This window comes from Agromyces sp. NPDC052230 (genome assembly GCF_040679595.1).
In the GTDB taxonomy this organism is placed as follows: domain Bacteria; phylum Actinomycetota; class Actinomycetes; order Actinomycetales; family Microbacteriaceae; genus Agromyces.
In genome coordinates, this window is record NZ_JBFAVC010000001.1 from 766,842 (window position 1) to 792,137 (window position 25,296).

23 protein-coding genes and 1 pseudogene are annotated in these 25,296 nt (G+C 70.7%); 16 read left to right on the forward strand and 8 right to left on the reverse strand.

Features of this window, described 5'->3' with window-relative positions:
• On the reverse strand, positions 1-1,380 hold the full coding sequence (locus tag AB0K73_RS03845) for a pyridoxal-dependent decarboxylase (protein ID WP_360510520.1): 1,380 nt from the start codon (positions 1,378-1,380) through the stop codon (positions 1-3).
• A 346-nt stretch (positions 1,381-1,726) separates the two neighbouring features.
• Here AB0K73_RS03845 and AB0K73_RS03850 point away from each other — a divergent pair, with 346 nt between their 5' ends.
• From AB0K73_RS03850 to AB0K73_RS03865, 4 genes and pseudogenes are all read left to right on the forward strand, one after another.
• Positions 1,727-2,488, forward strand: a complete 762-nt coding sequence (locus tag AB0K73_RS03850) for a DNA/RNA non-specific endonuclease (RefSeq protein ID WP_360511260.1) — start codon at positions 1,727-1,729, stop codon at positions 2,486-2,488.
• Positions 2,489-2,528: 40 nt separating this feature from the next.
• Entirely contained in the window at positions 2,529-4,088 is a 1,560-nt protein-coding gene (locus tag AB0K73_RS03855; protein WP_360510519.1) for an FAD-dependent monooxygenase, read from the forward strand.
• Between the two features lie 47 nt (positions 4,089-4,135).
• Complete coding sequence (locus AB0K73_RS03860) at positions 4,136-5,059, forward strand: EamA family transporter (RefSeq protein ID WP_360510518.1); 924 nt, start codon at positions 4,136-4,138, stop codon at positions 5,057-5,059.
• A gap of 157 nt (positions 5,060-5,216) precedes the next feature.
• Positions 5,217-6,605, forward strand: a pseudogene (locus AB0K73_RS03865) (MFS transporter).
• Between the two features lie 137 nt (positions 6,606-6,742).
• On the opposite strand, the gene AB0K73_RS03870 reads toward AB0K73_RS03865, so the two are convergent.
• Complete coding sequence (locus tag AB0K73_RS03870; protein ID WP_360510517.1) at positions 6,743-7,654, reverse strand: LysR family transcriptional regulator; 912 nt, start codon at positions 7,652-7,654, stop codon at positions 6,743-6,745.
• 155 nt (positions 7,655-7,809) lie between these two features.
• Here AB0K73_RS03870 and mmsB point away from each other — a divergent pair, with 155 nt between their 5' ends.
• The 4 genes from mmsB to AB0K73_RS03890 all read left to right on the forward strand — a co-directional run bounded on the left by mmsB (position 7,810) and on the right by AB0K73_RS03890 (position 12,486).
• A complete protein-coding gene (gene mmsB, locus AB0K73_RS03875) occupies positions 7,810-8,757 on the forward strand; it encodes a 3-hydroxyisobutyrate dehydrogenase (RefSeq protein WP_360510516.1) in 948 nt (315 codons plus the stop codon).
• A 27-nt stretch (positions 8,758-8,784) separates the two neighbouring features.
• A complete protein-coding gene (locus tag AB0K73_RS03880) occupies positions 8,785-10,290 on the forward strand; it encodes a CoA-acylating methylmalonate-semialdehyde dehydrogenase (RefSeq protein ID WP_360510515.1) in 1,506 nt (501 codons plus the stop codon).
• 11 nt (positions 10,291-10,301) lie between these two features.
• A complete protein-coding gene (locus tag AB0K73_RS03885) occupies positions 10,302-11,417 on the forward strand; it encodes an alcohol dehydrogenase catalytic domain-containing protein (RefSeq protein WP_360510514.1) in 1,116 nt (371 codons plus the stop codon).
• 151 nt (positions 11,418-11,568) lie between these two features.
• Entirely contained in the window at positions 11,569-12,486 is a 918-nt protein-coding gene (locus tag AB0K73_RS03890; RefSeq protein ID WP_360510513.1) for an NAD(P)-binding domain-containing protein, read from the forward strand.
• A gap of 29 nt (positions 12,487-12,515) precedes the next feature.
• On the opposite strand, the gene AB0K73_RS03895 is transcribed toward AB0K73_RS03890, so the two are convergent.
• Positions 12,516-13,103, reverse strand: a complete 588-nt coding sequence (locus tag AB0K73_RS03895) for a GIY-YIG nuclease family protein (RefSeq protein WP_360510512.1) — start codon at positions 13,101-13,103, stop codon at positions 12,516-12,518.
• Between the two features lie 119 nt (positions 13,104-13,222).
• On the opposite strand from AB0K73_RS03895, the gene AB0K73_RS03900 reads away from it, so the two are divergent.
• Positions 13,223-13,885, forward strand: a complete 663-nt coding sequence (locus tag AB0K73_RS03900; protein ID WP_360510511.1) for a hypothetical protein — start codon at positions 13,223-13,225, stop codon at positions 13,883-13,885.
• 4 nt (positions 13,886-13,889) lie between these two features.
• Here the strand turns inward: AB0K73_RS03900 and AB0K73_RS03905 are convergent, their stop codons facing one another.
• Positions 13,890-14,549, reverse strand: a complete 660-nt coding sequence (locus AB0K73_RS03905) for a cation transporter (RefSeq protein WP_360510510.1) — start codon at positions 14,547-14,549, stop codon at positions 13,890-13,892.
• Positions 14,550-14,617: 68 nt separating this feature from the next.
• On the opposite strand from AB0K73_RS03905, the gene AB0K73_RS03910 reads away from it, so the two are divergent.
• Positions 14,618-16,600: an MFS transporter gene (locus AB0K73_RS03910; RefSeq protein WP_360510509.1), complete on the forward strand. Its 1,983-nt coding sequence runs from the start codon at positions 14,618-14,620 to the stop codon at positions 16,598-16,600.
• Positions 16,601-16,660: 60 nt separating this feature from the next.
• Here AB0K73_RS03910 and AB0K73_RS03915 read toward each other — a convergent pair whose 3' ends face one another.
• Together AB0K73_RS03915 and AB0K73_RS03920 are read right to left on the reverse strand one after the other, a co-directional pair.
• Complete coding sequence (locus tag AB0K73_RS03915) at positions 16,661-17,080, reverse strand: arsenate reductase ArsC (RefSeq protein WP_360510508.1); 420 nt, start codon at positions 17,078-17,080, stop codon at positions 16,661-16,663.
• Positions 17,081-17,160: 80 nt separating this feature from the next.
• Positions 17,161-18,075, reverse strand: coding sequence for a metalloregulator ArsR/SmtB family transcription factor (locus AB0K73_RS03920; protein ID WP_360510507.1), 915 nt, complete (start codon positions 18,073-18,075; stop codon positions 17,161-17,163).
• 147 nt (positions 18,076-18,222) lie between these two features.
• Between AB0K73_RS03920 and AB0K73_RS03925 the strand changes: the two genes are divergently transcribed.
• Together AB0K73_RS03925 and AB0K73_RS03930 are read left to right on the forward strand one after the other, a co-directional pair.
• Positions 18,223-18,810, forward strand: a complete 588-nt coding sequence (locus AB0K73_RS03925; protein WP_360510506.1) for a dihydrofolate reductase family protein — start codon at positions 18,223-18,225, stop codon at positions 18,808-18,810.
• Positions 18,811-18,848: 38 nt separating this feature from the next.
• Positions 18,849-19,256, forward strand: a complete 408-nt coding sequence (locus AB0K73_RS03930) for a DUF2834 domain-containing protein (protein ID WP_360510505.1) — start codon at positions 18,849-18,851, stop codon at positions 19,254-19,256.
• On the opposite strand, the gene AB0K73_RS03935 is transcribed toward AB0K73_RS03930, so the two are convergent.
• Together AB0K73_RS03935 and AB0K73_RS03940 are read right to left on the reverse strand one after the other, a co-directional pair.
• A complete protein-coding gene (locus tag AB0K73_RS03935) occupies positions 19,253-19,564 on the reverse strand; it encodes a hypothetical protein (protein WP_360510504.1) in 312 nt (103 codons plus the stop codon). The genes AB0K73_RS03930 and AB0K73_RS03935 overlap by 4 nt on opposite strands.
• An 11-nt stretch (positions 19,565-19,575) precedes the next feature.
• Positions 19,576-20,919 (reverse strand): FAD-dependent oxidoreductase, encoded by a 1,344-nt coding sequence (locus AB0K73_RS03940; RefSeq protein WP_360510503.1) that lies wholly within the window; start codon positions 20,917-20,919, stop codon positions 19,576-19,578.
• Between the two features lie 111 nt (positions 20,920-21,030).
• Here AB0K73_RS03940 and AB0K73_RS03945 point away from each other — a divergent pair, with 111 nt between their 5' ends.
• The 4 genes from AB0K73_RS03945 (at position 21,031) to AB0K73_RS03960 (ending at position 25,294) form a co-directional block, all read left to right on the forward strand.
• Entirely contained in the window at positions 21,031-21,405 is a 375-nt protein-coding gene (locus AB0K73_RS03945; protein WP_360511257.1) for a metalloregulator ArsR/SmtB family transcription factor, read from the forward strand.
• Between the two features lie 311 nt (positions 21,406-21,716).
• Positions 21,717-22,625: a TIM barrel protein gene (locus tag AB0K73_RS03950; RefSeq protein ID WP_360510502.1), complete on the forward strand. Its 909-nt coding sequence runs from the start codon at positions 21,717-21,719 to the stop codon at positions 22,623-22,625.
• Positions 22,622-23,833 carry a Gfo/Idh/MocA family oxidoreductase gene (locus AB0K73_RS03955; RefSeq protein WP_360510501.1) on the forward strand — a complete coding sequence of 404 codons (1,212 nt, stop codon included), beginning with the start codon at positions 22,622-22,624 and terminating at the stop codon, positions 23,831-23,833. Before AB0K73_RS03950 ends, AB0K73_RS03955 begins: the two co-directional genes overlap by 4 nt.
• Positions 23,834-23,911: 78 nt before the next feature.
• Positions 23,912-25,294, forward strand: coding sequence for an extracellular solute-binding protein (locus AB0K73_RS03960; RefSeq protein ID WP_360510500.1), 1,383 nt, complete (start codon positions 23,912-23,914; stop codon positions 25,292-25,294).
• Positions 25,295-25,296: the final 2 nt, after the last annotated feature.

Here is a 25,296-nt window from a genome sequence, read left to right on the forward strand (position 1 = left end):
TCAGGCCATCGTGTCGAGGATCCCCACGAGTTGCGCGAACGTCGTCATCGGGTTCACGATCGCGAACCGGGTGTTGGGTCGGCCGCCGTGCGAGCTCGGCGTCACGAATGCACGCTGCTCGTCGAGGAGCCGCGCCGACCATGCGGCGTAGTCCTCACGCGTCCAGCCCTCGCGCTCGAACACCACGACCGACAGCTGCGGATCCCGCACGAGCCGCAGGCCGTCGCGCGACGAGATCTCACGCGCGATGTCCTGCGCGAGCTGGAGCGCGCTCGTGATGGCGTCGCGGTAGGCGGCCCCGCCATAGGTGGCGAGCGAGAACCACAGCGGCAGGCCGCGTGCGCGCCGGGTGAGGTGCGCCGCGTAGTCCGACGGGCTCCACTCGCTCGTCTCGGTGAGCGTGTCGAGGTACTCGGCGTGCTGCGTGTGCGCCCGGCGCCCCGCCTCGGGGTCGCGGTAGATGAGCGCGCACGCGTCGAACGGCGCGAACAGCCACTTGTGCGGGTCGACGATGAGCGAGTCCGCCAGCTCGACGCCCGCGAAGCGGTCGCGCGCGAGCGGCGAGAGCATCGCGGCGAGGCCGTAGGCGCCATCGACGTGCAGCCAGAAGTCGTACTCGTCCTTGAGGGCGGCGATCGAGGCGACCTCGTCGACGATGCCGAAGTTGGTCGATCCGGCGGTGGCGACGACGGCGAAGACGGATGCCCCGTGCTCGGCCAGTGCCGCCCGCACCGCGCTGCCCCGCAGCATCCCGTCGGGGCCCGGGTCCACCGGAACCACGTCGACGTCCATGACCCGCGCGGCGGACGCGATCGAGGAGTGCGCCTCGGAGCTGCACACCACACGCCACCGGCTCGGGGCATCCGCTCCCCGCTCGCTCAATGTGAGGCGCGCCTGCTCGCGGGCGGCGACCAGCGCCGAGAGATTGCCGAGCGTGCCGCCCTGCACGAACACGCCACCGGCGGTGGGCGGCAGCCCGAACTCGCTCGCCAGCCAGGAGAGCACCTCGTTCTCGGCGTGCACGGCACCGGCGCCCTCGAGCCACGAGCCGCCGTAGAGCGCGCTCGCCGAGACGACGAGGTCGAACGCGATCGCGGCCTTCGTCGGCGCGGTCGGGATGAACGAGAGGTACTGCGGGTGGTCGGTCGTGATGCACGCCGGGGCCAGCACGTGCTCGAAGAGCGCGAGGGCGCGGCGGGCGCCGATGCCGCGTTCGTCGATCGTGCGGCCGGCGAGCCGGTCGAGCTCGAACTCCGAGATCGGCTTGTCGAGCGGGGTGTCGCTCGCGAGCATGCGACGCCGCGAGTAGTCGAGCACGAGGTCGACGATCTTCGCGGTCTCGTCGGTGACCGCGTGCATACGGGTGGCCTGCGATTCCATGGGGTGATCCTCTCGTGCGCGCCGGGTCGGCGGGGGCGGGGGCGGCCGCCGACCCTGTGAAGGGTCGCACGACGGATGCCGCCGCCGCAAAATCGGGCAACGGATGCGGCATCCGGCGCACTCATCGTGCGCGAACCCGGTGCGGCGCGCAGGTTTCCGATGGCTGCATCGACCGCTCCTCCACCGCTGCCCCGACCCTCGACTCACGAGTTGTGGCCGTTGCATCAGGTGCAGGGCGACCATAACCCGTGAGTCGACGGATCGCGGGGCCTCCACGCGTGTCGGCGGTCCGTGGTGGAGTCGGGGCATGGGCTTCGACGCGCAGTTCCTGGGGGTGGGCGCGGCGATGCCGCGGGTGGATGAAGCGGATGCCGCGACATCCGTCGAACTCGACTACCTGCACTTCACCGTGCTGCTCGACTGCGCACGGCGGCTGGCTCGGGTCACGGCCGTGAACGTCGACGGCGCGCAGCTCGTGGAGCTCGAGCGCGGCGATCGCTGGCAGCTCGACGAGCGTATCCCCGCCGACTGGCAGGCGGGACCCGAGATCTACGCCGACAACGACCTCGATCGCGGACACCTCGTGCGTCGCCGCGACCCGGTGTGGGGGACCCCCGAGGTCGCGGCGCGTGCGAACGCCGACACGTTCCGCTTCACGAACGCAGCCCCGCAGGCCTCAGGCTTCAACCAGTCGAAGGAGCTGTGGCTCGGCCTCGAAGACCACGTGCTCGAGCATGCCCGGGCGCACCGGCTGCGGCTCAGCGTGTTCACGGCACCGGTGCTCGCTGCCGGGGATCCGCCGTACCGCGGCATCCGGGTGCCCCTGCGGTTCTGGAAGGTGGCGGCCTGGAGCACGGGCACCGAACTCGCCGCGATCGGGTTCGTCGTCGATCAGACGCCGCTCGTCGACACCGGCGCGGTGCGCGAGCCGGCACCGGGCGACGTGCCTCCGCTCGGACCCTTCCGCACGTTCCAGGTACCGATCGCCGACATCGCCGAGCTCACCGGCCTCGCGATGCCCGACCTCGTCGCCGCCGATCACCTGCCGGCCGCGATCGCAGCGGTCGGGTGGCGCCGCATCGAGGAGCCGGGCGAGATCCTCCTCTGAGATGGTGGCGGCGGATGTTCCGCGGTGCGACAGTGGGGACATGGCCGAAGAGCTCCGCACCGACGTGCTCGTCGTCGGCGCCGGTCCGAGCGGACTCATGCTTGCGGTGTGCCTCGCAAAGCTCGGCGTCGACGCCGTCATCGTCGACGGCAAGGACGGCCCGACGCGCGAATCGCGGGCGCTCGGCGTGCAGGCGCGCAGCCTCGAGGTGTACGACCAGCTCGGCCTCATCGACCGGGTGTTCGCCGAGCGCTCGCCGGCGAGCGGCATCGCGCCTGCTGCGGGACGTGGCAAGCCGTTCGGCCGCATCGTCTTCCGCGCCATCGGTGATGGCGTCACGCCGTTTCCCGAGATCACGGTGTTCGAGCAGAGCCGCAACGAGCGGCTCCTCGTCGACACGCTCGGCGAATACGGCCGCGAGGTGCTCTGGCGTCACCGGCTCGACGGGCTCGAGATCGGCGAGATCGGCGAGGCAGGCGAGGCCGGCGAGGCATCCGTCACCGCGACCCTCGAGGGGCCCGACGGGCCGGTCACCGTCCGCGCGAAGTACTGCGTCGGCGCCGACGGTGCGCACTCACGGGTGCGGGAGGAGCTCGGCATCCCGTTCGAGGGCATCACGAACGAGCATTCCTTCTACGTGGCCGACGCCGCCGACGTGACCGGGCTCCTCGACGGGTCGATCAACCTGCGCGTCACAGCCGATCACTTCCTGCTCGCGTTCCCCATGGGCGGCGGACGGATGCGCCTCCTCGGCGTCGTGCGCGACCGTGACCTCGAGGCCGACCGCACCTTCGCCGAGTCGAGCATGCGTGCGCTCGTCGACCGGGAGTTCGGCGTCGAGTACACCGATTCGGCGTGGTTCACGACGTACCGGCTGCACCACCGGCTCGCCGCGCGATTCCGGGTGGGGCCGTGCTTCCTCGTCGGCGACGCCGCGCACATCCACTCGCCCGTCGGCGCGCAGGGCATGAACACCGGGCTGCAGGAGGCGCACAATCTCGCCTGCGCGTTCGCCGACGTGCTCGTGCGCGGCATGCCCGAGCGGCGGCTCGACCGGTACGAGGTCGAGCGCCGGCGCGTCGCCCAGACGCTCGTCGCGACGACCGATCGCGTCTTCGCCACCGTCACCTCCGAAACGCGGTTCGCGCGGTTCGTGCGCGGCCGCGTCATCCCCGTCGTGGGCCCCGTGGCGATTCGACTGCTGCCGCGCCTCGTCGGCGGTCGGCGCGTGTTCGGCTACGTGTCGCAGACCCGGATCCACTACCGGATGTCGCCGCGCGACGTGCACGCGCGCGGTCGAAGCCGGCGCGACCGACGCGACCGCGTCGTGGGCCGGCGGCTGCAGTGGACCGGCTCGAACTACGACGTGCTCCGCTCCATGACGTGGCAGGTGCACGGCTACGGCGTGTACGAACCCGAGGTGCGCGCGATCGCGGAGTCGGTCGGCCTCGAGGGGCACGCGTTCCCGCCCGACCCGTTCGACCGGCTGGATCCGTCGCTCGTCTACCTCGTGCGTCCCGACGGGTTCGTCGCGGCGGCGGCATCCGCCCGCGCCGTGCCCGGCGGACCGCCCGCGTTCCGTGAGCAGCTCGCAGGCTGAACCGAGCGGATGCCGCGGCCGCCGCCCGCGCCGCGTATCGTCGTCTGGTGCGACCTGACGATCACGAGGCGGATGCCGCGCTCAGCCGCCGCCGCTTCACGGGCGCCGCGACGCAGCTCGGCACCGAGGTCTCGATCAACTTCGGGTCGTCGCTCGCGGGCCTCGTCATCCCGATCGTCGGATCGTTCGTCGTCGTCGCCGTGCGGCAGATCGTCATGGTCGCGGCGGTGCTGCCGTTCTACCGGCCGAAGCGCGCGGAGCTCACCTGGGGGCGACTCTGGCCCGCCGTGCTCCTCGGCGTGGTGCTCGCCGTCATGAACCTCACGTTCTACGAGTCGGTGCACCTGCTCGGCCTCGGGATCGCCGCGACGATCGAGTTCCTCGGTCCCCTCGCGCTCGCACTCGCGACGTCGCGTCGAGTCCTCGATGTCGTGTGCGCGCTCGCCGCGGGTGGGGGAGTGGTGCTGCTCATCGGTCCGGGATCGTCGGATGCCGCGGCCATCGACCCGTGGGGCGTGGCACTCGCCCTGACCGCGGCGGCGAGCTGGGCCGCCTACATCGTGCTCACCCGACGCGTGGCCGTGGGGCTGCCCGGCCTCGAGGGACTCACGGTCGCGAGCATCGTGAGCCTCGCCCTGCTGCTGCCGTTCGCGATCGCGACCTTCGATCCGGCGGCGATCGACTGGCGGGTCGTGGGGCTGCTCGTCGGCGTGGGCGTGCTCTCGTCGGCGCTGCCGTACAGCCTCGACACCTTCATCCTGCGGCGCATCACGCCGCGGCTCTACGCGATCATCACGAGCTTCGGCCCGGTGATCGCCGCGGTGTTCGGCTGGCTGGTGCTGTCGGAGACGTTTTCGGTGCTCGAGGTCATTGCCATCGCCGTGGTCTGCGGCGCCGCGGGCACGGCCATCGCCACGCAGCGCGAGCGACCGAAGAGCGACCTCGAGCAGACCGCGGAGGGCCTGGCGTAGCGGATCGCGGCATCCGCCCGCACCCAGTCGACATGTGCACAAACGCACACCGGCTGTGCGGGATCGACGATTGCCGCGAACCTGAATCGCCCGTCAGAATCGCGGCATCGCGTGTCTTCCCCCGACTCGCGCCATCACTACAAGGAGGTAGTCGCCAATGGCTGTCGACAGCTCGACACAGGGCACCAATCCGTCTGCCGGATCATCCGGTGCGTCCACTCCCACCGGTCTGCGCAAGGTCGTCGCGGCCTCGATGGCCGGCACCATCGTCGAGTGGTACGAGTTCTTCCTCTAAGCCACTGCGGCGACGCTGGTCTTCAACGTCATCTTCTTCCCGGCGAGCGACAACCCGCTCGACAACATCATCAAAGCGTTCCTGACGTACGCGGTCGGCTTCGTCGCACGCCCGCTCGGCGGCATCGTCTTCGGCCACTTCGGCGACCGGTACGGGCGCAAGAAGCTGCTGCAGCTGGCGATCATCCTCGTCGGCGTCGCGACCTTCCTCATGGGCTGCCTCCCGACGTTCGACCAGATCGGCTACGCCGCGCCGATCCTGCTCATCGTGCTGCGCTTCCTCCAGGGCTTCGCGGTCGGTGGCGAGTGGGGAGGGGCGGTGCTCCTCGTGGCCGAGCACTCGCCCGACAAGCAGCGCGGGTTCTGGGCCAGCTGGCCGCAGGCGGCGGTGCCCGCCGGAAACCTGATCGCCACCGTCGTGCTGCTGACCCTCTCGTGGACGCTCAGCGAAGAGGCGTTCCTCGGCTGGGGCTGGCGCATCGGCTTCTGGCTCTCGGTCGTGATCGTGGCGGTCGGCTACTACATCCGCACGAAGGTGACCGACGCGCCGATCTTCAAGGAGACGCAGGCCGAGGTCGAGGCGGCCAAGAAGGTGCAGTACGGCGTCTTCGAGGTGCTTCGTCGCTACCCGCGCGGCGTCTTCACCGCCATGGGCCTCCGCTTCGCCGAGAACATCATGTACTACCTGGTCGTCACGTTCTCGATCACCTACATGTCGGCGCACCTCGAGATGAACACGTCGACGATCCTGACGCTCATCCTGTTCGCGCACGTCGTGCACTTCATCGTCATCCCGTTCGTCGGCCGCTTCAGCGACCGGCTCGGACGCAAGCCGGTGTACGCCGCGGGCGCCGTGCTGGCGGCGGTGTGGGGCTTCGTGGCCTTCCCGCTGTTCGACACGAAGAACGACTTCCTGATCGTCGGCATCCTCATCGTCGGCCTCATGATCCACGCGCTCATGTACGCCGGGCAGCCGGCGATCATGGCCGAGATGTTCCCGACCCGCATGCGCTACTCGGGCGTCTCACTCGGCTACCAGGTCACCTCGATCGTCGCGGGCTCGCTCGCACCGGTCATCGCGACCATGCTGCTCTCCACCTACGGCAACCGGGTTCCCGTCGCCATCTACCTCGCGCTCGCCGCGGCCGTCACCCTCGTGGCCGTCGCCGCGCTGCGCGAGACCGTCGGTGTCTCGCTCCGCGACATCGACGCCGCCGACCGCGAGAAGTTCGTCGAGAAGGTGCACGAGTAAGACCGGGGGCGCGGATGCCGCGGGCGGCTGCTCTTCGGAGTCGGCCGTGCCGCGGCATCCGTGCGTCTGCGCTCGCGCTGCACCGAACGCTCGTGCAGGAGAATGGGCCCCATCCCTGCGCCAGAGGCGGGGTGCCTTCACTTTTCCTGCACGAGCTGAGGGCGGTGCGCCTGCCACACCGTGCGGTACTCGACGAGCGCGCGGAACGCGGCGGCCACGGCGGTGTTGCGCAGGCTCTCCTCACGGGTGACCGCCCAGTACTCGACGGGGTGGTCGTACTGCTCGGCGAGCACGCGTCGCAGGCTCGGCTCGCGGGCGGCGACGAAATCGGGGAGGATCGCGATGCCCGCGCCCGCCACGGCCGCCCCGACGTGCGCGAAGACGCCGGTCGAGCGGATGCTCGGCGGCGACGGCGGCAGTTCGCTGAGCGCGTGGTCGAGTTCGTCGATCTGCAGCGCCGGCTCGATGTAGAAGATCAGGCGATGATCGGCCATCTCGGCGACCGTGCGGGGCTCGCCGTGCGCGGTGAGGTACGCCTCGGTCGCGAAGAGCGCCAGGGAGTACCGGATGATCGGCGTCGCGAGCGCCTTGCGCACATCCGGCCGGCCGACGGCGATCTCGATGTCGACACCCGAGCGGTGCTGCCGCACGCGCTGCGTGGCGCTGAGCAGTTCGAACGCGAGGTCGGGATTGGCCTCCTGGAGCGGCGCGATCGCCGGCACGGCGTAGAGCGCGGTGAACGCATCCGGCGCGGCGATGCGCACGAGCCCGGTGAGTCCCGCGTTCTCGTCGCCGACGAGCCCGTGCAGTTCGGACTCGATGCGCTCCGCGGCCGCCATCGCCCGCTGGCCGAGCGGGGTCACGACCCAGGCGCCGGACGCCCGCGTGAGCACGTGGCCGCCCATCGTCTCCTCGAGCGCGGCGATGCGCCGGGAGACCGTGGAGTGGTTCACGCCCAGCACCTGCCCTGCGGCGGTGTAGCGCCCGAGTCGGGCGACCGCGAGGAAGGTCATGAGGCCCTCGGCGTCGGGTGTTCGTGAGGTCGCCATCAGGACATGGTGCATCAATGCACAGCAGCGGTGCAAGATTCGCGCACGCTGTGCATTGAACGCGAGTCCACGCGAACGTAACGTGAGCGGTGCGCGGCGGGCCTTTCGGGCCGGAGCCGCATCACTTCACGTCGAGGACGCCGTAGGAGGCACACATGGCGACGATCGCCTGGATCGGGTTGGGCAACATGGGCGGTCCGATGACCGCGAATCTCGTGGCCGCGGGGCACGACGTGGTCGGGTTCGACCTCGACGCGCGGGCGACCGACGCGGCCGCCGAACGCGGCGTGCGCGTCGCGGCATCCGTCGCCGAAGCGGTCTCGGCCGCCGACGCCGTGTTCACCATGCTGCCGAAGGGCAGCCACGTGCGCGACGTCTACGAGGGCGATGGCGGGGTGTGGGCGAACGCACCGGCCACCGCGCTGCTGCTCGACAGCTCGACCGTCGACATCGAGACGTCGAGGTGGTGCCACGAGGGCTCGGCCGAACGCGGCTTCCGGTTCGTCGACGCCCCGGTGTCGGGCGGCATCTCGGGGGCCGCGGCCGGCACGCTCACCTTCATGCTCGGCGGCAGCGAGGCGGATGTCGCGGAGGCGACACGACTCGTCGACCCCATGGCCGGCAATACCTTCGCCGTCGGCGGCCCGACGATGGGCATCGCCGCGAAGCTCGCCAACAACATGATGCTCTTCATCTCGCTCGTCGCCGCGGCCGAGGGATCGCAGCTCGCCGCGAGCCTCGGGCTCGACGCCAAGACGTTCTGGGACGTCGCGCGCGTCTCGTCGGCCGACTCCTGGGCGGTGCGCACCTGGTACCCGGTGCCCGGGATCACGGAGTCGGCGGCCGCCAACCATAACTTCGACGCGACGTTCGCCACCACGCTCGCCCTCAAGGACGTCGCCCTGGCGCTCGAGGCGGGCGAAAATGCCGGGCTCTCGTTGCCGGCCGCCGCGCTCGCGCGCGACCAGTTCGAACGCCTGATCGAGGAGGGGCTCGGCGGCAAGGACTGCAGCCTCATCGCGAAGTACGCCTCCGCCGACGGCCGCGTGGCCGGCTTCGAGCCGGAGCCGGAGCCGGAGCCCGCCGAGCAGCCCGCCGCCTGACCCAGTTCCACCGAAAGGACAACCGACATGACCGACACACTCACCGCGGTGAAGACCACCGTTCCGCACGTCATCGCCGGCGCACGGGTCGACGACGACGCCCGACGCGGGCCCGTGTTCAATCCGGCCACGGGCGAGCAGACCGGAGAGGTCGTGCTGGCCGACGCCGCGCGCATCGACGAGGCCGTGGCCGCGGCATCCGCTGCGCAGAAGGCCTGGCGCGCGACCGGACTCGCCAAGCGCTCGCACGTGATGTTCAAGCTCCGCGAGCTCATCGAGACGCGCGCCGACGAGCTCGCCCGCATCATCACGGCCGAGCACGGCAAGACCGTCGACGACGCCAAGGGCGAGGTCGCGCGCGGCCTCGAGAACGTCGAGTTCTGCGCAGGCCTCATGCACCACCTCAAGGGCGACTACTCCGAGCAGGTCGCGGGTGGCGTCGACGTGCACCAGGTGCGGCAGCCGCTCGGCGTCGTGGCGTGCATCACGCCGTTCAACTTCCCGGCCATGGTGCCGCTCTGGATGGTGACCACGGCGATCGCGGCCGGCAACGCGGTGATCCTCAAGCCGTCGGAGCGCGACCCCTCCGCCGCGGTCTGGCTGGCCGACGCCTTCCGCGAGGCTGGACTTCCCGACGGCATCCTCAACGTCGTGCACGGCGACAAGGTCGCGGTCGATGCGATCCTCGACCACCCGACCATCAAGGCTGTCTCGTTCGTCGGTTCGACGCCGATCGCGAAGTACATCTACACACGCGCGGCCGAGCAGGGCAAGCGCGTGCAGGCGCTCGGCGGCGCGAAGAACCACATGGTCGTCATGCCCGACGCCGACCTCGACGCCGCCGCCGACGCGGCTGTGTCGGCCGCCTACGGGTCGGCGGGCGAGCGTTGCATGGCGGTCTCGGTGCTCGTGGCCGTGGGCGACGTCGCCGACCCGCTGATCGAGAAGATCGGCGAGCGGATGTCGCGGCTCGTCATCGGCGACGGCACCGACCCGGCGTCCGAGATGGGCCCGCTCATCACGCGCGAGGCGCGCGAACGCGTCGCCGGATTCGTCGAGGGTGCTGCGGGCGAGGGTGCCACGGTCGTGGTCGACGGTCGCGAGAAGCCGTTCGAGGGCGACGGGTTCTTCATCGGCGCCTCCCTCGTCGACAACGTGGAGCCCGGCATGCGGGTCTACGACGAGGAGATCTTCGGACCGGTGCTCTCGATCGTGCGGGTGGCCTCGTACGAGGACGCGGTCGAGCTCATCAACGCCAACCGCTACGCGAACGGGACCGCCGTGTTCACCCGCGACGGCAAGACCGCGCGCAGCTTCGAGTTCGACATCGAGGTGGGCATGGTCGGCGTGAACATCCCGATCCCGGTGCCGGTCGGCGCGTTCTCGTTCGGCGGCTGGAAGGACTCGCTCTTCGGCGACACCCACATGTACGGCCCCGAGAGCTTCAACTTCTACACGCGCCGCAAGGTCGTCACCACGCGGTGGCCGCTGCCCAGCGAGAGCCAGATCGACCTCGGGTTCCCGACGCACTGAGGGCGACACCGATGTCCAGGGTCATCACGGGGGCCGTGCTCGAGGAGATCGGGCGGGCGCGTCCGTTCGCGGAGTCCACGCCGATCACGGTCGGCGAGCTCGAGCTCGACGCGCCCGGCCCCGACGAGCTCCTTGTGCGCATCGAGGCCGCGGGCGTCTGCCACTCCGACCTCTCGGTGGTCGACGGCAACCGCCCGCGGCCCGTGCCGATGCTCCTCGGCCACGAGGCCGCGGGCATCGTCGAGGAGGTCGGGGCGGCGGCATCCGCTGCGGGCTTCGCGGTCGGCGACCGGGTGGTCACGGCGTTCCTGCCGCGGTGCGGCGAGTGCGACGGATGCCGCACCGATGGCGTCATGCCGTGCGTGCCCGGCTCGGCGGCCAACACGAAGGGCACGCTGCTCGGCGGGGGCATCCGGCTGCATCGCGACGGCGAGCCGGTGCACCACCACCTCGGCGTCTCGGGGTTCGCGACGTACGCGGTGGTCGATCACCGCTCGGCGGTGGTCGTGGGTGCGGATGTGCCGCCGGATGTCGCGGCCGTGCTCGGGTGCGCGGTGCTCACGGGCGGCGGCGCGGTCGTGAACGCGGGTGCCGCCGGTCCCGGGCAGGACGTCATCGTGGTCGGGCTCGGCGGCGTCGGCATGGCGGCGCTCATCACGGCGATCTCACTCGGCCACGGGCGGGTGATCGGCGTCGATGCGGTGCCGGCGAAGCTCGACCGGGCACGCGAGCTCGGGGCATCCGACGCCCTCAGCCCCGATGAGGCGGTCGAGGCGGGGCTGCGCGCGCCGGTGGTGGTGGAGGCGGCCGGGCATCCGCGTGCCTTCGAGACGGCCTTCGCGCTGACCGCATCGGGCGGACGCACCGTGACCGTCGGGCTGCCGGCGCCGGGCGCGATGTCGCAGGTGTCGCCGCTCACGATCACCGCCGAGGCGCGCACGATCGTGGGCAGTTACCTCGGCTCGGCGGTGCCGTCGCGGGACATCCCGCGATACGCGGACCTGTGGCGGCAGGGGCGGCTGCCCGTCGAGGCGCTCATCTCGTCGCACATCGAGCTCGACGAGATCAATGCGGCCATGGACACGCTGGCCGACGGCGCGGCGATCCGGCAGGTCATCCGGTTCTGAGGATGCGGGCGGACGCGCGGTCCCGACATCCGTCACGGTTCCGTCGTCTGGTTCCGTTGCCCGGCGGATGTCGCGTCCGTAGGGTTGGAGGCGCGGACGCCGGCCGGTGGCGCCGCGTAAACGCTTCGCGTCGACGACGTCGGGAGGGGTCATGGCGACGATCGCCTGGATCGGGTTGGGCAACATGGGCGGACCCATGTCGGGGCACCTCGTGGACGCGGGTCACACCGTGCGAGGCGTCGACCCGGTCGCCGAGGCACGTACCGCGGCCGCCGAACGCGGCGTCCAGCTCACCGACTCGGTCGCGCAGGCGGTGCGCGGTGTCGACGCGGTCTTCACGTCGCTGCCCCGAAACGAGCACGTGCGGTCGGTCTACGGGGGCGATGACGGCATCTGGGCGAACGCGCCGACCTCGGCGCTGCTGCTCGACACCTCGACCGTCGATGTCGCGACCTCGCGCTGGTGCCACGACGAGTCGGCCGAGCGCGGCTTCCGATTCGTCGACTCGCCCATCTCGGGCGGCATCGCGGGTGCGCACGCCGGGTCGCTGACGTTCATGCTCGGGGGCGACGAGGCGGCGGTCGCCGAAGCCGCGGCGCTCGTCGAGCCGATGGCCGGGCACGTGTTCCAGGTCGGCGGCCCCACGATGGGCATCGCCGCGAAGCTCGCGAACAACCTCATGCTCTTCGTGTCGCTGCTCGGCGTGGCCGAGGGCACCCAGCTCGCGGCCGAGTTGGGACTCGACCCCGAGACGTTCTTCAAGATCGCCACGGTGTCGTCGGGCGACTCGTGGCCGCTGCGCACGTGGTATCCGGTGCCGGGCGTCGTGCAGACGAGCCCGGCCAATCGCAACTTCGATGCGTCGTTCTCGACGCAGCTCGCTGAGAAGGACCTGCGCTTCGCGCTTGCCGCGGCCGAAGACGCCCGTCTGAACACGCCGGCGGCGCACCTCGCCCTGCAGCAGTTCGACCAGCTGCTCGAGGAGGGCTACGGCGAGAAGGACTGCAGCCTGGTCGTGAAGTTCGTACCGCCCGACGGCCAGGTCGCCGGCTTCGATCCCGGAATCTGAGATCCCGCGAGCGCCACCCGACGCTGCCGCTACGACGAACCGCCGCGCGCCAGCGCGCGGCTCACCCAGCGCCCGTACCGCGCCCATGGGTCGCCCACGCCCTCCTGCAACTCGGCGATGTGCGCCAGCAGTTCGTCGTGGACGGCGAACCACTCGGTACCGGGGAACCGGTGCTCGGCGAACTGCGCATGCCGACGCTGCTCGAGCGCCCGGCCGCCTCGCTCGAACGCCAGCACCTCGTCGTGGGGGAGCGTGGCAAGCCGGAGACGAGGGTTCATCGACGTGCCGATCTTCACCTGGTCGCGGTAGCGGATGTAATAGACCACCTCGACCACCGGACGCACGAGTTCGTCGTCGGGCCGCTCACCGACGCGCCACTCGCACTCCGCGCAGATCCATCCCGATGGATACCGAATGCCGACGTTGGATCCGCACGCCGCGCAGGCACTCGGCAGGAGGTCCGTCACGCCGACGTCTCGGGTGACCCAGTCGTGGGCGACGAGGAGGTGCTCGGTACACAGGTTCAGCGGCGCGCCGGGTTCGGCCGGCCGGCCGCAGGCTCGACCGTCAGCCAGCAGGATGCCGCAGCGGCATCCGTCGACCTCGACCTCACCCATGGCGGCAGCGTACGCGCGCCGGCTGACAGCACCTCGTGGCCGAGGCACCGCGATAGGCTCGGTCTCCGACCGCCCGGCGGCGGCGGACACGGACGTTCGGGGCGGGAGGCGAGCAGCGGATGCCCATCTGGCGGTGGCGGAGGCGGAAGCGCACCGGCGCGAGGTTCGCGCCGTTCGACCGCACGAAGCTGCCCGAACCCGAGCCGCTCACCTTCGACGAGTCCTTCGCCGAGGGGCTGCTCGTGGCCGAATCGGCCGCTCGCATGGCGTTGAAGAACCGCATCATCGTGATGGCGTTGCGCGGCGAGGAGCCGTATGACGCCGACCGGTCTGCGGCGGCAGCACGCGAGGTGCTGCACGAACTCGTCACGGAGATGGATGAGGTCGCCGAGTGGTCGGCGCACGAGCGCGAGGAGGCCGCCCGGCGCGAGGGCCGTGCTCGGCACCAGCACGACTACCACCGCCCGGATTCCTGGAACCTGCGGCTCCGAGAGCGCGTGAACGAGGCGGTCGCCGCCCGACTGACGGAGCTCCGGGCGGATCCCGGCTACCTCGCAGAGTTCGCCGAACGCGCTCGCGACGACGCGTGGGGCGAGATCGCGGGGGAGATCGAGCAGCGGCTCGCGCGTGAGTGGCCCGAGATCGACATCGATGAGGCGTACGTGCGCGAGCGCGACGAACGCATGCGGGAGGTGTCCCTCGACCTCGAGCGGGAGCTGCGCGAGGTGGTGCGGCGGCGTGAGGAGCGGGACGAGCTCGACGACTCGTTCGGGGCGTGGTGAGGGGTCAAACGGCCTTCGACTCGTGCTCATCGAGTTCGCCGAGCACCTCGAACGGCGACTCGACCTCGCCGCGCCACGCCTCGATTCCCTCGCGGATCGCGAGGCCGGCCACAACGAGCGCGGCGACGGAGTCGGCCCACATCCATCCGAACAGGGTGTTCGCCAGTAGCCCGAGCAGCACCGTGCCTGAGAGGTACACGCAGAGCAGCAGCTGCTTCGCGTCAGCCACCACGCTGCGCGAGCCGAGTTCACGGCCGGTGCGGAACTCGAGCCACGCGAGCAAGGGCATGACGAGCAGGCTGAGGGTCGCGATGCCGATGCCGAGTGGACTGTGGTCGACCTCCTGGACTCCCGCCAGCGTGAGGAACGCGTCGACGATCACATAGGTGGCCAGGGCGAAGAACGCGATGCCGATCGCGCGCACGGTGGGCTTCTCCCAGCGTTCGGGGTCCTTGCGTGTGAACTGCCACGCCACGGCCACCGCCGAAAGCACTTCGATGACCGAGTCCAGCCCGAAGCCGATCAGCGCGGCCGAAGAAGCCATTGCGCCGGCCGAGAGGGCGATGATCGCCTCGATGATGTTGTAACTGATGGTGAACGCGACGATGAGACGCACGCGGCGGTGCAGCCTCGCGCGACGCTCGGTGGAGAGTGGGGCGGTCATCACTCTCGATGGTATTCCGTCCGCCCGGTGTATCGACAGACGTCGATGTACCGGACTGCCGTAAAGGGGTGAGCCGCCTCGCCGAACCTGCCGTGACCGCGCGGCATCCGGTGCGGCTCGCCGCCCTGTCGCTCGGGCAGGTCGTGAGCTGGGGCATCCTCTACTACGCGCTCATCGTGGCTGCGCCGGCGATCGCGGACGATACGGGATGGTCCCTTGTCACCGTGACCGCCGCGTTCTCGGGCGGGCTCGTGGTGTCGGCGCTCGCGGGCGTCGGTGTCGGTCGGCTGCTCGACCAGCGAGGGCCGCGGGTCGTGATGACGGCAGGGGCCGTCGTCGGCACCGCGGGCCTCGTGATCTTCGCGCTGGCGCCCGACCCGCTCGTGTTCGCGGCGGGCTGGGCCGCGTGCGGACTCGCGCAGTCGGCCGTGCTCTACCAGGCGGCCTTCACCGTCATCACCAGGCGACACGGCGAACGGCGCCACACGCCGCTGACCATCGTGACGCTGGCCGGCGGACTCGCCTCGACCGTCTTCGCGCCCGTGACCGCGCTGCTCCTCGGCGTGCTCGACTGGCGCGGGGCGTTCCTCGTGCTCGCGGCGACGCTCGCCGTGATCACGGTTCCGCTGCACTGGTTCTCGCTCGAACGATCGTGGGCGCACCTCACCGCTCGCCACGACGACCAACCCGGTCACACGGTGGCGGGCGTCATCCGCACGCGCCGCTTCTGGTTCCTCGAGATCACCATGATCGTGCTGGCCGTCTCGATGTTCAGCGCGACCCTCACGGCCGTGCCGCTCTTCACCGAGAAGGGGCTCACCTTCGAGCTGGCGGCGCTCGGGCTCGGCCTCATCGGCGCCGGACAGGTCATCGGCCGGCTCCTCTTCCTGGTGCGGCCGAACCGCACGCCGCCGTGGGTGTTGCTCTCCGGCGTCGCGGCGCTCGCGGCCGTCTCGCTCGGGGTGCTCGCGGCGGTGCCCGGTCCGGCGTGGCTGCTGATCGTACTCGGCGTCGTCGCCGGCGCGGTTCGCGGCGCGATGACGCTCGTGCAGGCCTCCGCGGTGGCGGGGCACCCGCAACTACGGATCGATCAACGGGGCGTTCGCGGCGCCCATCACGATCGCCTCGGCCCTGGCGCCCGCCATCGGGCCGGCGGTCGCCGTCGGCACCGGCTCGTTCGCGGCGATGGTCGCGGTGATGGCGGGGGCGGCGCTCGTCGCCGCGGTGACGGCCCGCTTCACCTGACCGCGCTACTATTCCATAGATCGGTGTCTATGGAATGGAGTCACGACAGCATGAGCACTGCCCGACTGGAGACGCGCCCAGCCCCGACCCCACCGTTGGCGCGACGACTGCTGGCCGAGTTCCTCGGCACCGGGTTGCTCGTGGCCGTGGTGGTCGGCTCGGGGATCGCCGCCTCGAGGCTCTCGCCCGATGACCTCGGGCTGCAGCACCTCGAGAACAGCCTGGCGACGGCGCTCGGCCTGAGCGTGCTCATCGCCGTGTTCCTGCCGGTCTCGGGTGCCCAGTTCAACCCGCTCGTCTCGGCCGCCGACTGGGCACTCGGGCACCGCTCCGGGCGGGGGCTGGTGGTGGGCGACCTGGCGCCGTACGTGCTGGCGCAGGTGACCGGCGCGATCGCGGGCGCGGTGCTCGCGAACGTCATGTTCGGCGTGGAGACATCCGTCGCCTCGACCGACCGCACCGACCCGGGTGCTCTCGTCGCCGAGGTCGTGGCGACCGCCGGCCTGGTGATCGTGATCTTCGCGCTCGTGCGCACCGAGCGCCCGACGCTGATCGCTCCCGTGGTCGGCGCCTACATCGGTGCCGCCTACTGGTTCACCAGCTCGACGTCCTTCGCCAATCCGGCCGTGACCGTCGGGCGGGTCTTCTCCGACACCTTCGCGGGGGTCGCGCCGATGTCGGCAGTGCTCTTCCTCGCCGCTCAGGTCGTGGGGGCCGCGGTGGGCGCCGCGGTCGTCGCGCTGCTGTTCCCCACGCCCGTCGGCCGGCCCACCGAGGAACACGCCGACGCGGTGATCGCGGGGTAGCTCATCGCGGGTCGATGGCGCCCTTGACCTGGGCGAGTGCCGTGGCGAGCTCGCTCACGGCTAGGCCGCCGGAGCCGGCGCGATCTCGGCGATGAGCGATTCGACCCGGCCACGGATGTCGTCGCGCACGCGGCGGACCGTCTCGAGATCCTTGCCGGCGGGGTCTTCGAGCTCCCAGTCCTCGTAACGCTTGCCCGGGAAGATGGGGCATGCGTCGCCGCAGCCCATCGTGATGACCACGTCGGACTCCTTCACGGCCTCGACCGTGAGGATCTTCGGGGTGTTTCCCGCGATGTCGATGCCCTCCTCGGCCATCGCCTCGATCGCTACGGGGTTGATCTGGTCCTTCGGCTCCGAGCCGGCGGAGAGCACCTCGACGCGGTCGCCCGCGAGCTCATGCAGGTAGCCGGCGGCCATCTGCGAGCGGCCGGCGTTGTGCACGCAGACGAACAGGACGGTGGGCTTGGTGGTGGCGATCATGGATGCCTCACTTTCGACAGTCAAAGCATAGACCGTGATCTATCGATAGTCCATTAGGCGGATGCCGCAGCCAGCCCTCTTCAGGCGGCGTTCACGCCGAGTTCGTGGAGCAGGCCGCGCACGCGGGCTTCGATGTCGTCGCGGATCTCGCGTACGCGCGCCAGCGGGAGCCCCGCCGGATCGTCGAGTTCCCAGTCGAGGTACCGCCGCCCGGGGTAGATCGGGCACGCGTCGCCGCAGCCCATGGTGATCACGACGTCGGAGGCGCGAACCACCTCGTCGGTGAGCGGCTTCGGGAACTCGCCGCCGATCGGCACGCCGATCTCGTCGAGCGCCTGCACGATGGTCGACTTCACGGCGCTCGCGGGCTCCGAACCGGCCGTGCGCACGCGCACGCGGTCGCCGGCGAGCTGCCGCAGGATCGCCGCGGCCAGTTGCGAGCGGCCGGCGTTCTGCACGCACACGAACAGCACCTCGGGCGAGTCCTCGCCCTGCGGCGCGGCCGACTGGCGGGCGACCGCCGCGAGCGCGGCGAGCCGGTCGGCGGCGAACGCCGACGTGAGCGACGGCAGGTGACGCGTGATGTGCGCGCGCTCGGCGAGCAGGTCGTGGCTCTCGCGCACGTAGCGTTCCACGGTCTCGCGCGAGAAGACCCCCGCGAACCGCGCGGAGAGGTCGGATGCCACGCGCTCGAGCACCTCGTCGGACGCGGGCGCCGGGGCATCCGTCGCCGGCACCAAGTCGTTCACCCGCTCGGCCGCGTCGGGTGCGATCGAGTACCAGACCAGACGCCCCTCGGGCTCACGCTCGAGCACGCCCTCGTCGAGGAGGGTCTTGACGTGGTGGCTGACCGTGGGCTGGCGCAGGCCCAGCTCGTCGGCGAGCTTGCCCACGAGCGCGCGGCCGCCGGGGCTCGCACTGATCAGCCCAAGGATGCGCAGGCGGGTCGGGTCGGTGAGCACGCGGATGCCGCGTGCCGAATCGATCCCATCCATAGACGCAAGTCTATTCGCGGCTGCTGCCCCGGTGGGTCCCCCGATCGGAGGATGGCGAGTCGGTCGTGATCGGCGAAGCTTGCGGATGGAGTGCAGGCACATCGACGGTGCCCAGGTGCCCACCCGAACCGACGTGAGGAGGAGACGATGACGAACGCACGACCCAAGCCCACGGTGACCTACTACACCGCCACCACCCTGGACGGCTTCCTCGCCGACCAGGACGACTCCTTGGAGTGGCTGTTCCGCCAAGACCAGGACAAGCATGGCCCACAGAACTCCGACGACTTCATCGAGAAGATCGGTGCGATCGTGATGGGCTCGACGACCTACGCCTGGATCCTGGCCCACCTCGAGAGAACCGGAGAGCCGTGGTTCTATGCCCAGCCGTCGTGGGTGATGAGCACTCGTGACCTTCCGCGTCTCGCGGGCGCCGACATCCGATTCGCCGCCGGACCCGTGGCCGACGTCTACGCGGACCTGTGCTCCGCGGCGGGCGAGTCGGGTATCTGGGTGATCGGGGGTGGGGACCTTGCCGGGCAGTTCGCCGACGAGGGTCTCCTCGACGAAGTGATCGTCTCCATCGCGCCCGTCACGCTCGGCGCGGGGCGCCCGCTTCTGCCGCGGCGATTGGACCTGCGGTTGGTGGAGACGGCACCAAACGGGGCGTTCGTCACCGCGCGTTTCCAGGTCCTCGGACCCTTGCAGGAGGATCGGCCACCGAACGGCGACTGATCGCGGCCACGCTGGGCGACATCCGCCACACTGGGTGCATGACCAGGCACTGGAGCCCGCTCGCTGTCGTGTACCTGCTGCTCGCGATCGCGGGCCTCATCGGTACGTGGTGGTTCAACATCCGTGCGATCGCCGAGTCGCGCGACTACCTCGGCGACCTCGTCACGAGCGGCCCGGCCGTCTCGTCGATCACGGTCGACCTGCTCGTCGTCGCCGTGGCCGGCAGCGTCTTCATCATCGTCGAGGCGCGCCGGCTCGGGATGCGCCTCGGGTGGCTCTACGTCGTCGGGGCGGGGATCACGGCGTTCGCCTTCACGTTCCCGCTGTTCCTCGCGATGCGGCAGCGGGCGCTGAATGCGCGTGCGGCGGGTGCCGAGGGCGTGACGGATGCCGCGGGCCGATCGGGTTCGACCGGCACCGCGGCATCCGGCGACGCGACCGGCTAGCCGAGATCCGTCGAACCGGCGCGGTCCTCGACGATCGTCCTGCCGCGGTGCGTCAGTTCGAAGCCGCGGTCACCTTCGGCGACCCATCCGAGGAGCTCCAATCGCCAGAGCAGATGCCGGATCATCCGCGGCAACGCGCTGACGTGGCGCGGCGACATGTCGGGGCGGATCGCACGCCAGGCTTCCCGGATGCCGGCCTCGTCGGTCGGGCCGCCCGACGCGAGGATCTCCAGCACGGCGAGGCGGGGTGCCGTCAGGTGCCGTGCGATGTCGTCGGCGGGGCTCGCCATCAGGGATGCTGCATTCACGACCATGTCCTTCAGCCGCAGCAGCTCAAGCCCGAGGTCGAGCCTGATGCGGCAGGGGCTCCGGTCGAGCAGACGCCGGTGGCGGGCAGGGTGAGCTCCACGTTGCGCGCGGCGGCCGAGTCGCCCGCGAGCCACGCGGAGACGGAGCGGACCTGCTCGTACCCCGTGGCGAGGAGGAACGTGGGAGCGCGACCGTAGCTCTTCATGCCGACGATGAAGAAGTCGCGCTCGGGCTGGGTGAGCTCGGCGAATCCATGCGGTTCGACCGTGCCACACGTGTGCACGTTGGGGTCGATGAGGGGCGCCAGGCGCTTGGGCGCCTCGACGATGTCGTCGAGCTCGAGGCGGATCTCGCGCAGCATCCGGAGGTTCGGGCGGAAGCCCGTGGCGTTCACGACGCGGTCGGCCTCGATGGTCTCGAGCCCGTCGCCGCGGCGGCCGGTGACGCGCAGGCCGGATGCCTCGCCCTCACCCGTGCGGGCGAGCCGCACGATCTCGAAGTGGTCGACGACCTCGATGCGTCCCGACGCGACGAGCGCGTCGACGCGTGCGCCGATCGACGCACGCGCCTGCAGCTCGTCGTCGGCCGAGGTGGTGACGCGCACCGCCTGCGCGTTGCGGATGGCCCAGGTGACGCGGGTGCCGGGCACCTCGTCGGCGAGGGTTGCGAGGTTCAGGAGGGTGTTGGCGGCCGAGTGGCCGGCGCCGACGACGACCGTGTGGCGACCGGCGAACGCGTCGCGCTCCCGCCCGAGCACGTCGGGCATGGCCGGGCTCACGAGATCGGCCACTTCGCCGAGGCCCAGCGGGTCGAGGCCAGAGGAGCCGAGGCTGTTCGGGGAGTGGTAGGTGCCCGAGGCGTCGATGACCGCGCGAGCGGTGAGCTCCTCGACGCCGTCTGGGCCCGAGACGCGGAGGAGGAACGGCGTCTGAGCGCGGCCCTTGGTGCGAGTGCGGTCCATGCCCTCGCGGGAGACATCCGTCACGGTCACGCCGAGCCGGGTGCGCGCGGCGATGGCCGGGAGGTCGGCGAGGGGCACGAGGAAGTCGCGCACCAGCTCGGCGCCGGTCGGCAACGTGTCGGCCGGCGGCTCCTGCCAGCCGGTCTCGGCGAGGAGTCGCTTCGAGACGGGGTCGACGAGATGCTTCCACGGCGAGAACAGCCTGATGTGGCCCCACTGCTCGATGCTGGCGCCGACACGGTCGCCTGCTTCGAGCAGCACGAAGTCGATGCCGCGGTCGGTGAGGTTCGCCGCGGTGGCGAGGCCGATCGGGCCGGCGCCGATGATCACGACGGGCAGGCCCTGCAGGCGCGGGGCGAGCTGCTTCGGGGGAGTGAGGTCGAGGAGGGTCATCCGTCATCCTTCATTGCCGTGGAACGCTCTGTATTGACGTTCATCGATATTCCGAGTTTGGCGCTTCCATCGAAGTTTGTCAATGTTCAGGGTAGAGTGGAAGTCGTGACCATGACCGATCTGACACTCGTGCCCCGCGACGAGGCGATCGACACCGCTGCGGCGGCGCCCGCCGCGTGCTGCGGTCCGCTCACGCGCGAGACCATCAGCGCCGACGATGCCGAGGTGTTCGCGCGCCGGCTGAAGGCGCTCGCCGACCCGGCGCGCCTTCGACTGGTGTCGATCGTGGCGGCATCCGACGGGCAGGAGGCGTGCGTCTGCGACCTCATCGAGCCCGTCGGCCTCAGCCAGCCCACCGTGTCGCACCACCTGAAGATCCTCATGGACGCCGGGTTCCTCACCCGCTCGAAGCGCGGCACCTGGGCGTACTACAAGCTCGTGCCGGGCTCGCTCGACGCGGCCGCGGCGCCCCTCGTCACGGTCTGAACGGCGGAACGACGGCGGCTGTTCCTCGCGACGGCCGCGCGAGCTCGAGCCGCGATCGTGAGGACGACAACCTGCACGAGGACCCGCACGAATGAAGCCTCGGCCGTTGACCGACGGCGATCGCGCCCTCCTGCGCGAGGCGTGCCTCATCAACGTGAACCGGGTCGAGCCGATCGACTCGGGATGGCGAAGCGGTCCCTGGCGTCCTCCCCGTGGAAGCGAGGGTTTCCGCGCTTGTAAATATGTCAGAACCTAGTAGTCTGTCCCGCGGAGTTGCGAAGTCGCCATCTCCACGGTTGAGAGGACTCTCGGTGATCCGAATTGCGAACGCGCCGGTCAGCTACGGCGTCTTCGGTCTTTCCCGTCCCGATCTCGTGCCGCTGCCTGACGGTGAGCAGCTGGCAGCGTGGGTCGCCGAGGCCGGCTACGAGGGCGTCGACCTCGGCCCGATCGGCCTGTTCGGGGACCGTGACACCCTTCCGCGGCTGTTGGGACGCCACAGTCTCGCACTCGCCGGCGGCTGGATCGACCTGCCGTTCGCCGGCGACGATGCGGCCTTCGAGCACGCCATCGACGAACTCGGCCCGACCCTGCGGCTCTTCGCGGCCGCCGCGGCCATCGCCCCCGACTGTGCACCGAAGCCGACGATCGCCGACTCCGGGTCGGACGAGCGGTCCGCCCGCCCGGGCGGCGCCCCGGAGCTGGAGCTCGACGTGGAGACCTGGCGTCGGTTCGCCGCCCGCGTCCAGCGAGTCGCCGACCTCACCCGCGACGCCGGACTCGAGCCCACGTTCCATCACCACGCGAGCACCTACGTCGAGACGCCGCGTGAGATCGAGCGCCTGCTCGCCGACACCGACATCGACCTCACGTTCGACACCGGCCATCTCCTCATCGGCGGCGGCGATCCCGTCACGGACTTCCCGCGGTGGCGCGAGCGGATCAACCACGTGCACCTCAAGGACGCCGACCGTTCCGTGCTCCGCGCGGCAGCGGGGTCGGCCGATCCCATGCACGAGATCTGGGAGCGTCGCGTGTTCGTCGCACTCGGCGCCGGCGACCTCGAGGTCGACCGCATCGTCGATTCGATCGTCGACTCCGGCTACGACGGCTGGCTCGTCGTCGAACAGGACGTGATCCTGCAGGACGCCGCCGATGTCGATCGGGCGCGCGCCGACCAGGTCGCCAACCGCGAGCGTCTCCGTCGGTGGTTCGCGTGACGCAGCAGCGGATCGCCGTCGCGGTCATCGGCCTCGGCGCGATCAGCCGGAGCGTGCACCTGCCGCTCATCCGCCGCAACAGCGACCGGTTCGAGCTCACTGCGGTCGTCGACCTCTCGCTCGACCGCGCGCGCAGCACCGCCGCGGCATCCGGCCTCGGCGTCGCGGCGTTCGGGTCGCTCGACGCGCTGCTCGCCGCCGTGGCGGCAGGCGACGTCCGCGTCGACGGAGCCGTGCTCGCGACCTCGGGGTCTCACGCTCCCGATGTCGCGCGACTGGTCGAGGGTGGGATCCGAGTGCTCGCCGAGAAGCCACTGGCGTTCTCGCTCCGGGAGATCGATGACCTGTACGCTCTCGCCCGGCGCCTCGGCATCGAACTCGACGAGTGGGTGCGGGTCGGATACATGAAGGAGCACGACCCGGCCACCGCGGCCGCGAAGGCGCTGCTCGCCGACGTCGAGCTTCGGGCGGTCACTGTCGAAGTGCTGCACCCCGCCGACGGTGCGCAACTCGCGTTCGCGAACCTGCCAGCGCCCCCCGCCGACATCCCGGGTGATGTGCTCGCGCGGCTGGCCGAGGCGACCGACGCCACCGTCGCCTCAGCGATCGGACCGGTCGACGCACCCCTCCCGAAGCTCTACACCAATGTGGTCCTCGGTTCGGTCATCCACGACATCGGGGTGCTCCGGCACCTCGTCGGCGGCATCGGCACCGTCGATCGGGCGAGTCACTGGGGTCCTGGCTCTCCCGGCTCGCTCAGCCTCGGCGGCCGCCTTGCTGAGCAACCCGACGTGCCATGGGCGATCGACTGGCATTTCATCCCGCGATACCCCGAATATCGGGAGACCGTGACCCTCCACCACGAGGAGGGCACGATCGGTCTCACCTTCGCCGTTCCGTACGTGCTCAACGCCCCCACCGTGCTCACCGTGGTCGAGAACGCCGAGCCGCTCGGCTCCAGGCGCTCGGAGTCGCGGTGGATGCAGGAGGAGGCGTTCGAGCACGAACTCAGGGCGTTCGCCTCGCTCGTCGCGGGACATCCCGAGCCGGGTCCCTCGATCGCCGAGGGAGCCGCGGACATCGTCGTCGGACAGCGGATGATCCGCGCGATCGCCGACGCCCTCGGGTCACCGATCGTCGAGGGGGCGGAGGCCGCGGGCGACCGTCCCGAAGCCGTCGGGGCGACCCAGCACCACGATCACCCCTAGCACCACCCGCTGGCACGAGCACAGCGGTCGATTCGAGAGAGAGGTCGAACAATGATCAATCACAGCAGGCGCAGGACGGTGGCGGCATTCGCGGTCGCGACCGTCGGTGCCCTCGTGTTCGCCGGATGCGCCGGCAGCGCACCCGGAGCGGAGGATGAGACCGGGCCGGTCACGCTCACGCTCACCGCGAATGCGATCACGGGCGGCAAGAACGCCGCGGAGGCCGACTGGATCGCGGACTGGGTGATCCCCCAGTTCGAGGCCGCGATGGAGGAGGACGGCCGGGACGTCACCGTCGAGTTCGAACCCCAGGGCGTCGACGACGAGAACTACAAGACCAAGATCGCGCTCGACCTGCAGTCGGGCGAGGGGGCCGACGTCATCAGCATGGACGGCATCTGGGTCGGCGAGTTCGCCGAGGCCGGGTACATCGAGCCGCTCAGCGAGGTCGCGGGCGACGCGGTCGAGAGCTGGGAAGGCTGGGAGCAGATCCCCGAGGCCGTCCAGGCCGCGCTGTCGTTCGACGACCAGCGCTACGGCGTGCCGCAGGGCGCCGACGGCCGCGTGCTCTACTACAACAAGGACCTCTTCGAGCAGGCCGGCCTTCCGGCCGACTGGCAGCCCGAGAGTTGGGACGAGGTGCTCGACGCCGCTCGCGACCTCAAGAAGCTCGACGGCGTCACGCCGATCCAGCTGAATGCGGGAACCGCGATGGGCGAGGCGACCACGATGCAGGGCCTGCTGCCGATGCTCGTGGGCACCGGCGAGCAGGTCTACGAAGACGAGAAGTGGGTCGGCGACACGCCCGGACTCCGCGACGTCCTCGACCTCTACCACGCGATCTACGTCGAGGAGGGCCTCGGGGACGCGGTGCTGCAACAGGAGGCGGCCGGCCGTGACACGTCGTTCCAGTTGTTCGCCTCGAACCAGATCGGCATCCTCCTCGAGGGCGACTACTTCTGGCGCAGCGTCATCAATCCCGCCGAGGGCGTCGGCACCGCGCCGATGGCGAACCGCGACGAGGTCGTCGGGTACACGAAGATCCCCGCGATGAAGTCCGGCTCGGGCATCGATGGGCAGGACTTCGTGTCGATGTCGGGTGGCACCGGCCGTGTGCTGAACCCGAACAGCGACCACCCCGAGCTCGCCTGGGAGCTGCTCGCCTTCATGAACTCCGCCGAGGCCTACGAGGAGCGCAACGCCACGACCATCTCCATCACGCCGCGCACCGACGTGAACGACGCGATCCTCGCCGAGGATCCCATGCTGACGTACGTCAGCGAGGAGGTCCTCCCGATCACGGCCTATCGTCCGCCGCTCGCCGCCTACCCTCAGGTCTCGACCGCCCTGCAGCAGGCGAGCCTCGACGTCGTGTCCGGATCGAGCGTCGACGACGCGATCTCGGCCTACGTCGACGCCCTGAAGGACATCGTCGGAGACGACGCGGTCTCAGGTGACTGAGT

What these genes read in the sequence shown, in the direction of transcription:
- AB0K73_RS03890 (WP_360510513.1), top strand. Translation starts at nt 11,569, where the DNA reads ATGGCGACGATCGCCTGGATCGGGTTGGGCAACATGGGCGGACCCATG.
- AB0K73_RS03925 (WP_360510506.1), top strand. Translation starts at nt 18,223, where the DNA reads ATGACGAACGCACGACCCAAGCCCACGGTGACCTACTACACCGCCACC.
- AB0K73_RS03900 (WP_360510511.1), top strand. Translation starts at nt 13,223, where the DNA reads ATGCCCATCTGGCGGTGGCGGAGGCGGAAGCGCACCGGCGCGAGGTTC.
- AB0K73_RS03930 (WP_360510505.1), top strand. Translation starts at nt 18,849, where the DNA reads ATGACCAGGCACTGGAGCCCGCTCGCTGTCGTGTACCTGCTGCTCGCG.
- AB0K73_RS03855 (WP_360510519.1), top strand. Translation starts at nt 2,529, where the DNA reads ATGGCCGAAGAGCTCCGCACCGACGTGCTCGTCGTCGGCGCCGGTCCG.
- AB0K73_RS03880 (WP_360510515.1), top strand. Translation starts at nt 8,785, where the DNA reads ATGACCGACACACTCACCGCGGTGAAGACCACCGTTCCGCACGTCATC.
- AB0K73_RS03895 (WP_360510512.1), bottom strand. Translation starts at nt 13,103, where the DNA reads ATGGGTGAGGTCGAGGTCGACGGATGCCGCTGCGGCATCCTGCTGGCT.
- mmsB (WP_360510516.1), top strand. Translation starts at nt 7,810, where the DNA reads ATGGCGACGATCGCCTGGATCGGGTTGGGCAACATGGGCGGTCCGATG.
- AB0K73_RS03870 (WP_360510517.1), bottom strand. Translation starts at nt 7,654, where the DNA reads ATGGCGACCTCACGAACACCCGACGCCGAGGGCCTCATGACCTTCCTC.
- AB0K73_RS03915 (WP_360510508.1), bottom strand. Translation starts at nt 17,080, where the DNA reads ATGATCGCCACCACCAAGCCCACCGTCCTGTTCGTCTGCGTGCACAAC.
- AB0K73_RS03850 (WP_360511260.1), top strand. Translation starts at nt 1,727, where the DNA reads ATGCCGCGGGTGGATGAAGCGGATGCCGCGACATCCGTCGAACTCGAC.
- AB0K73_RS03905 (WP_360510510.1), bottom strand. Translation starts at nt 14,549, where the DNA reads ATGACCGCCCCACTCTCCACCGAGCGTCGCGCGAGGCTGCACCGCCGC.
- AB0K73_RS03885 (WP_360510514.1), top strand. Translation starts at nt 10,302, where the DNA reads ATGTCCAGGGTCATCACGGGGGCCGTGCTCGAGGAGATCGGGCGGGCG.
- AB0K73_RS03945 (WP_360511257.1), top strand. Translation starts at nt 21,031, where the DNA reads ATGACCGATCTGACACTCGTGCCCCGCGACGAGGCGATCGACACCGCT.
- AB0K73_RS03940 (WP_360510503.1), bottom strand. Translation starts at nt 20,919, where the DNA reads ATGACCCTCCTCGACCTCACTCCCCCGAAGCAGCTCGCCCCGCGCCTG.
- AB0K73_RS03920 (WP_360510507.1), bottom strand. Translation starts at nt 18,075, where the DNA reads ATGGATGGGATCGATTCGGCACGCGGCATCCGCGTGCTCACCGACCCG.
- AB0K73_RS03845 (WP_360510520.1), bottom strand. Translation starts at nt 1,380, where the DNA reads ATGGAATCGCAGGCCACCCGTATGCACGCGGTCACCGACGAGACCGCG.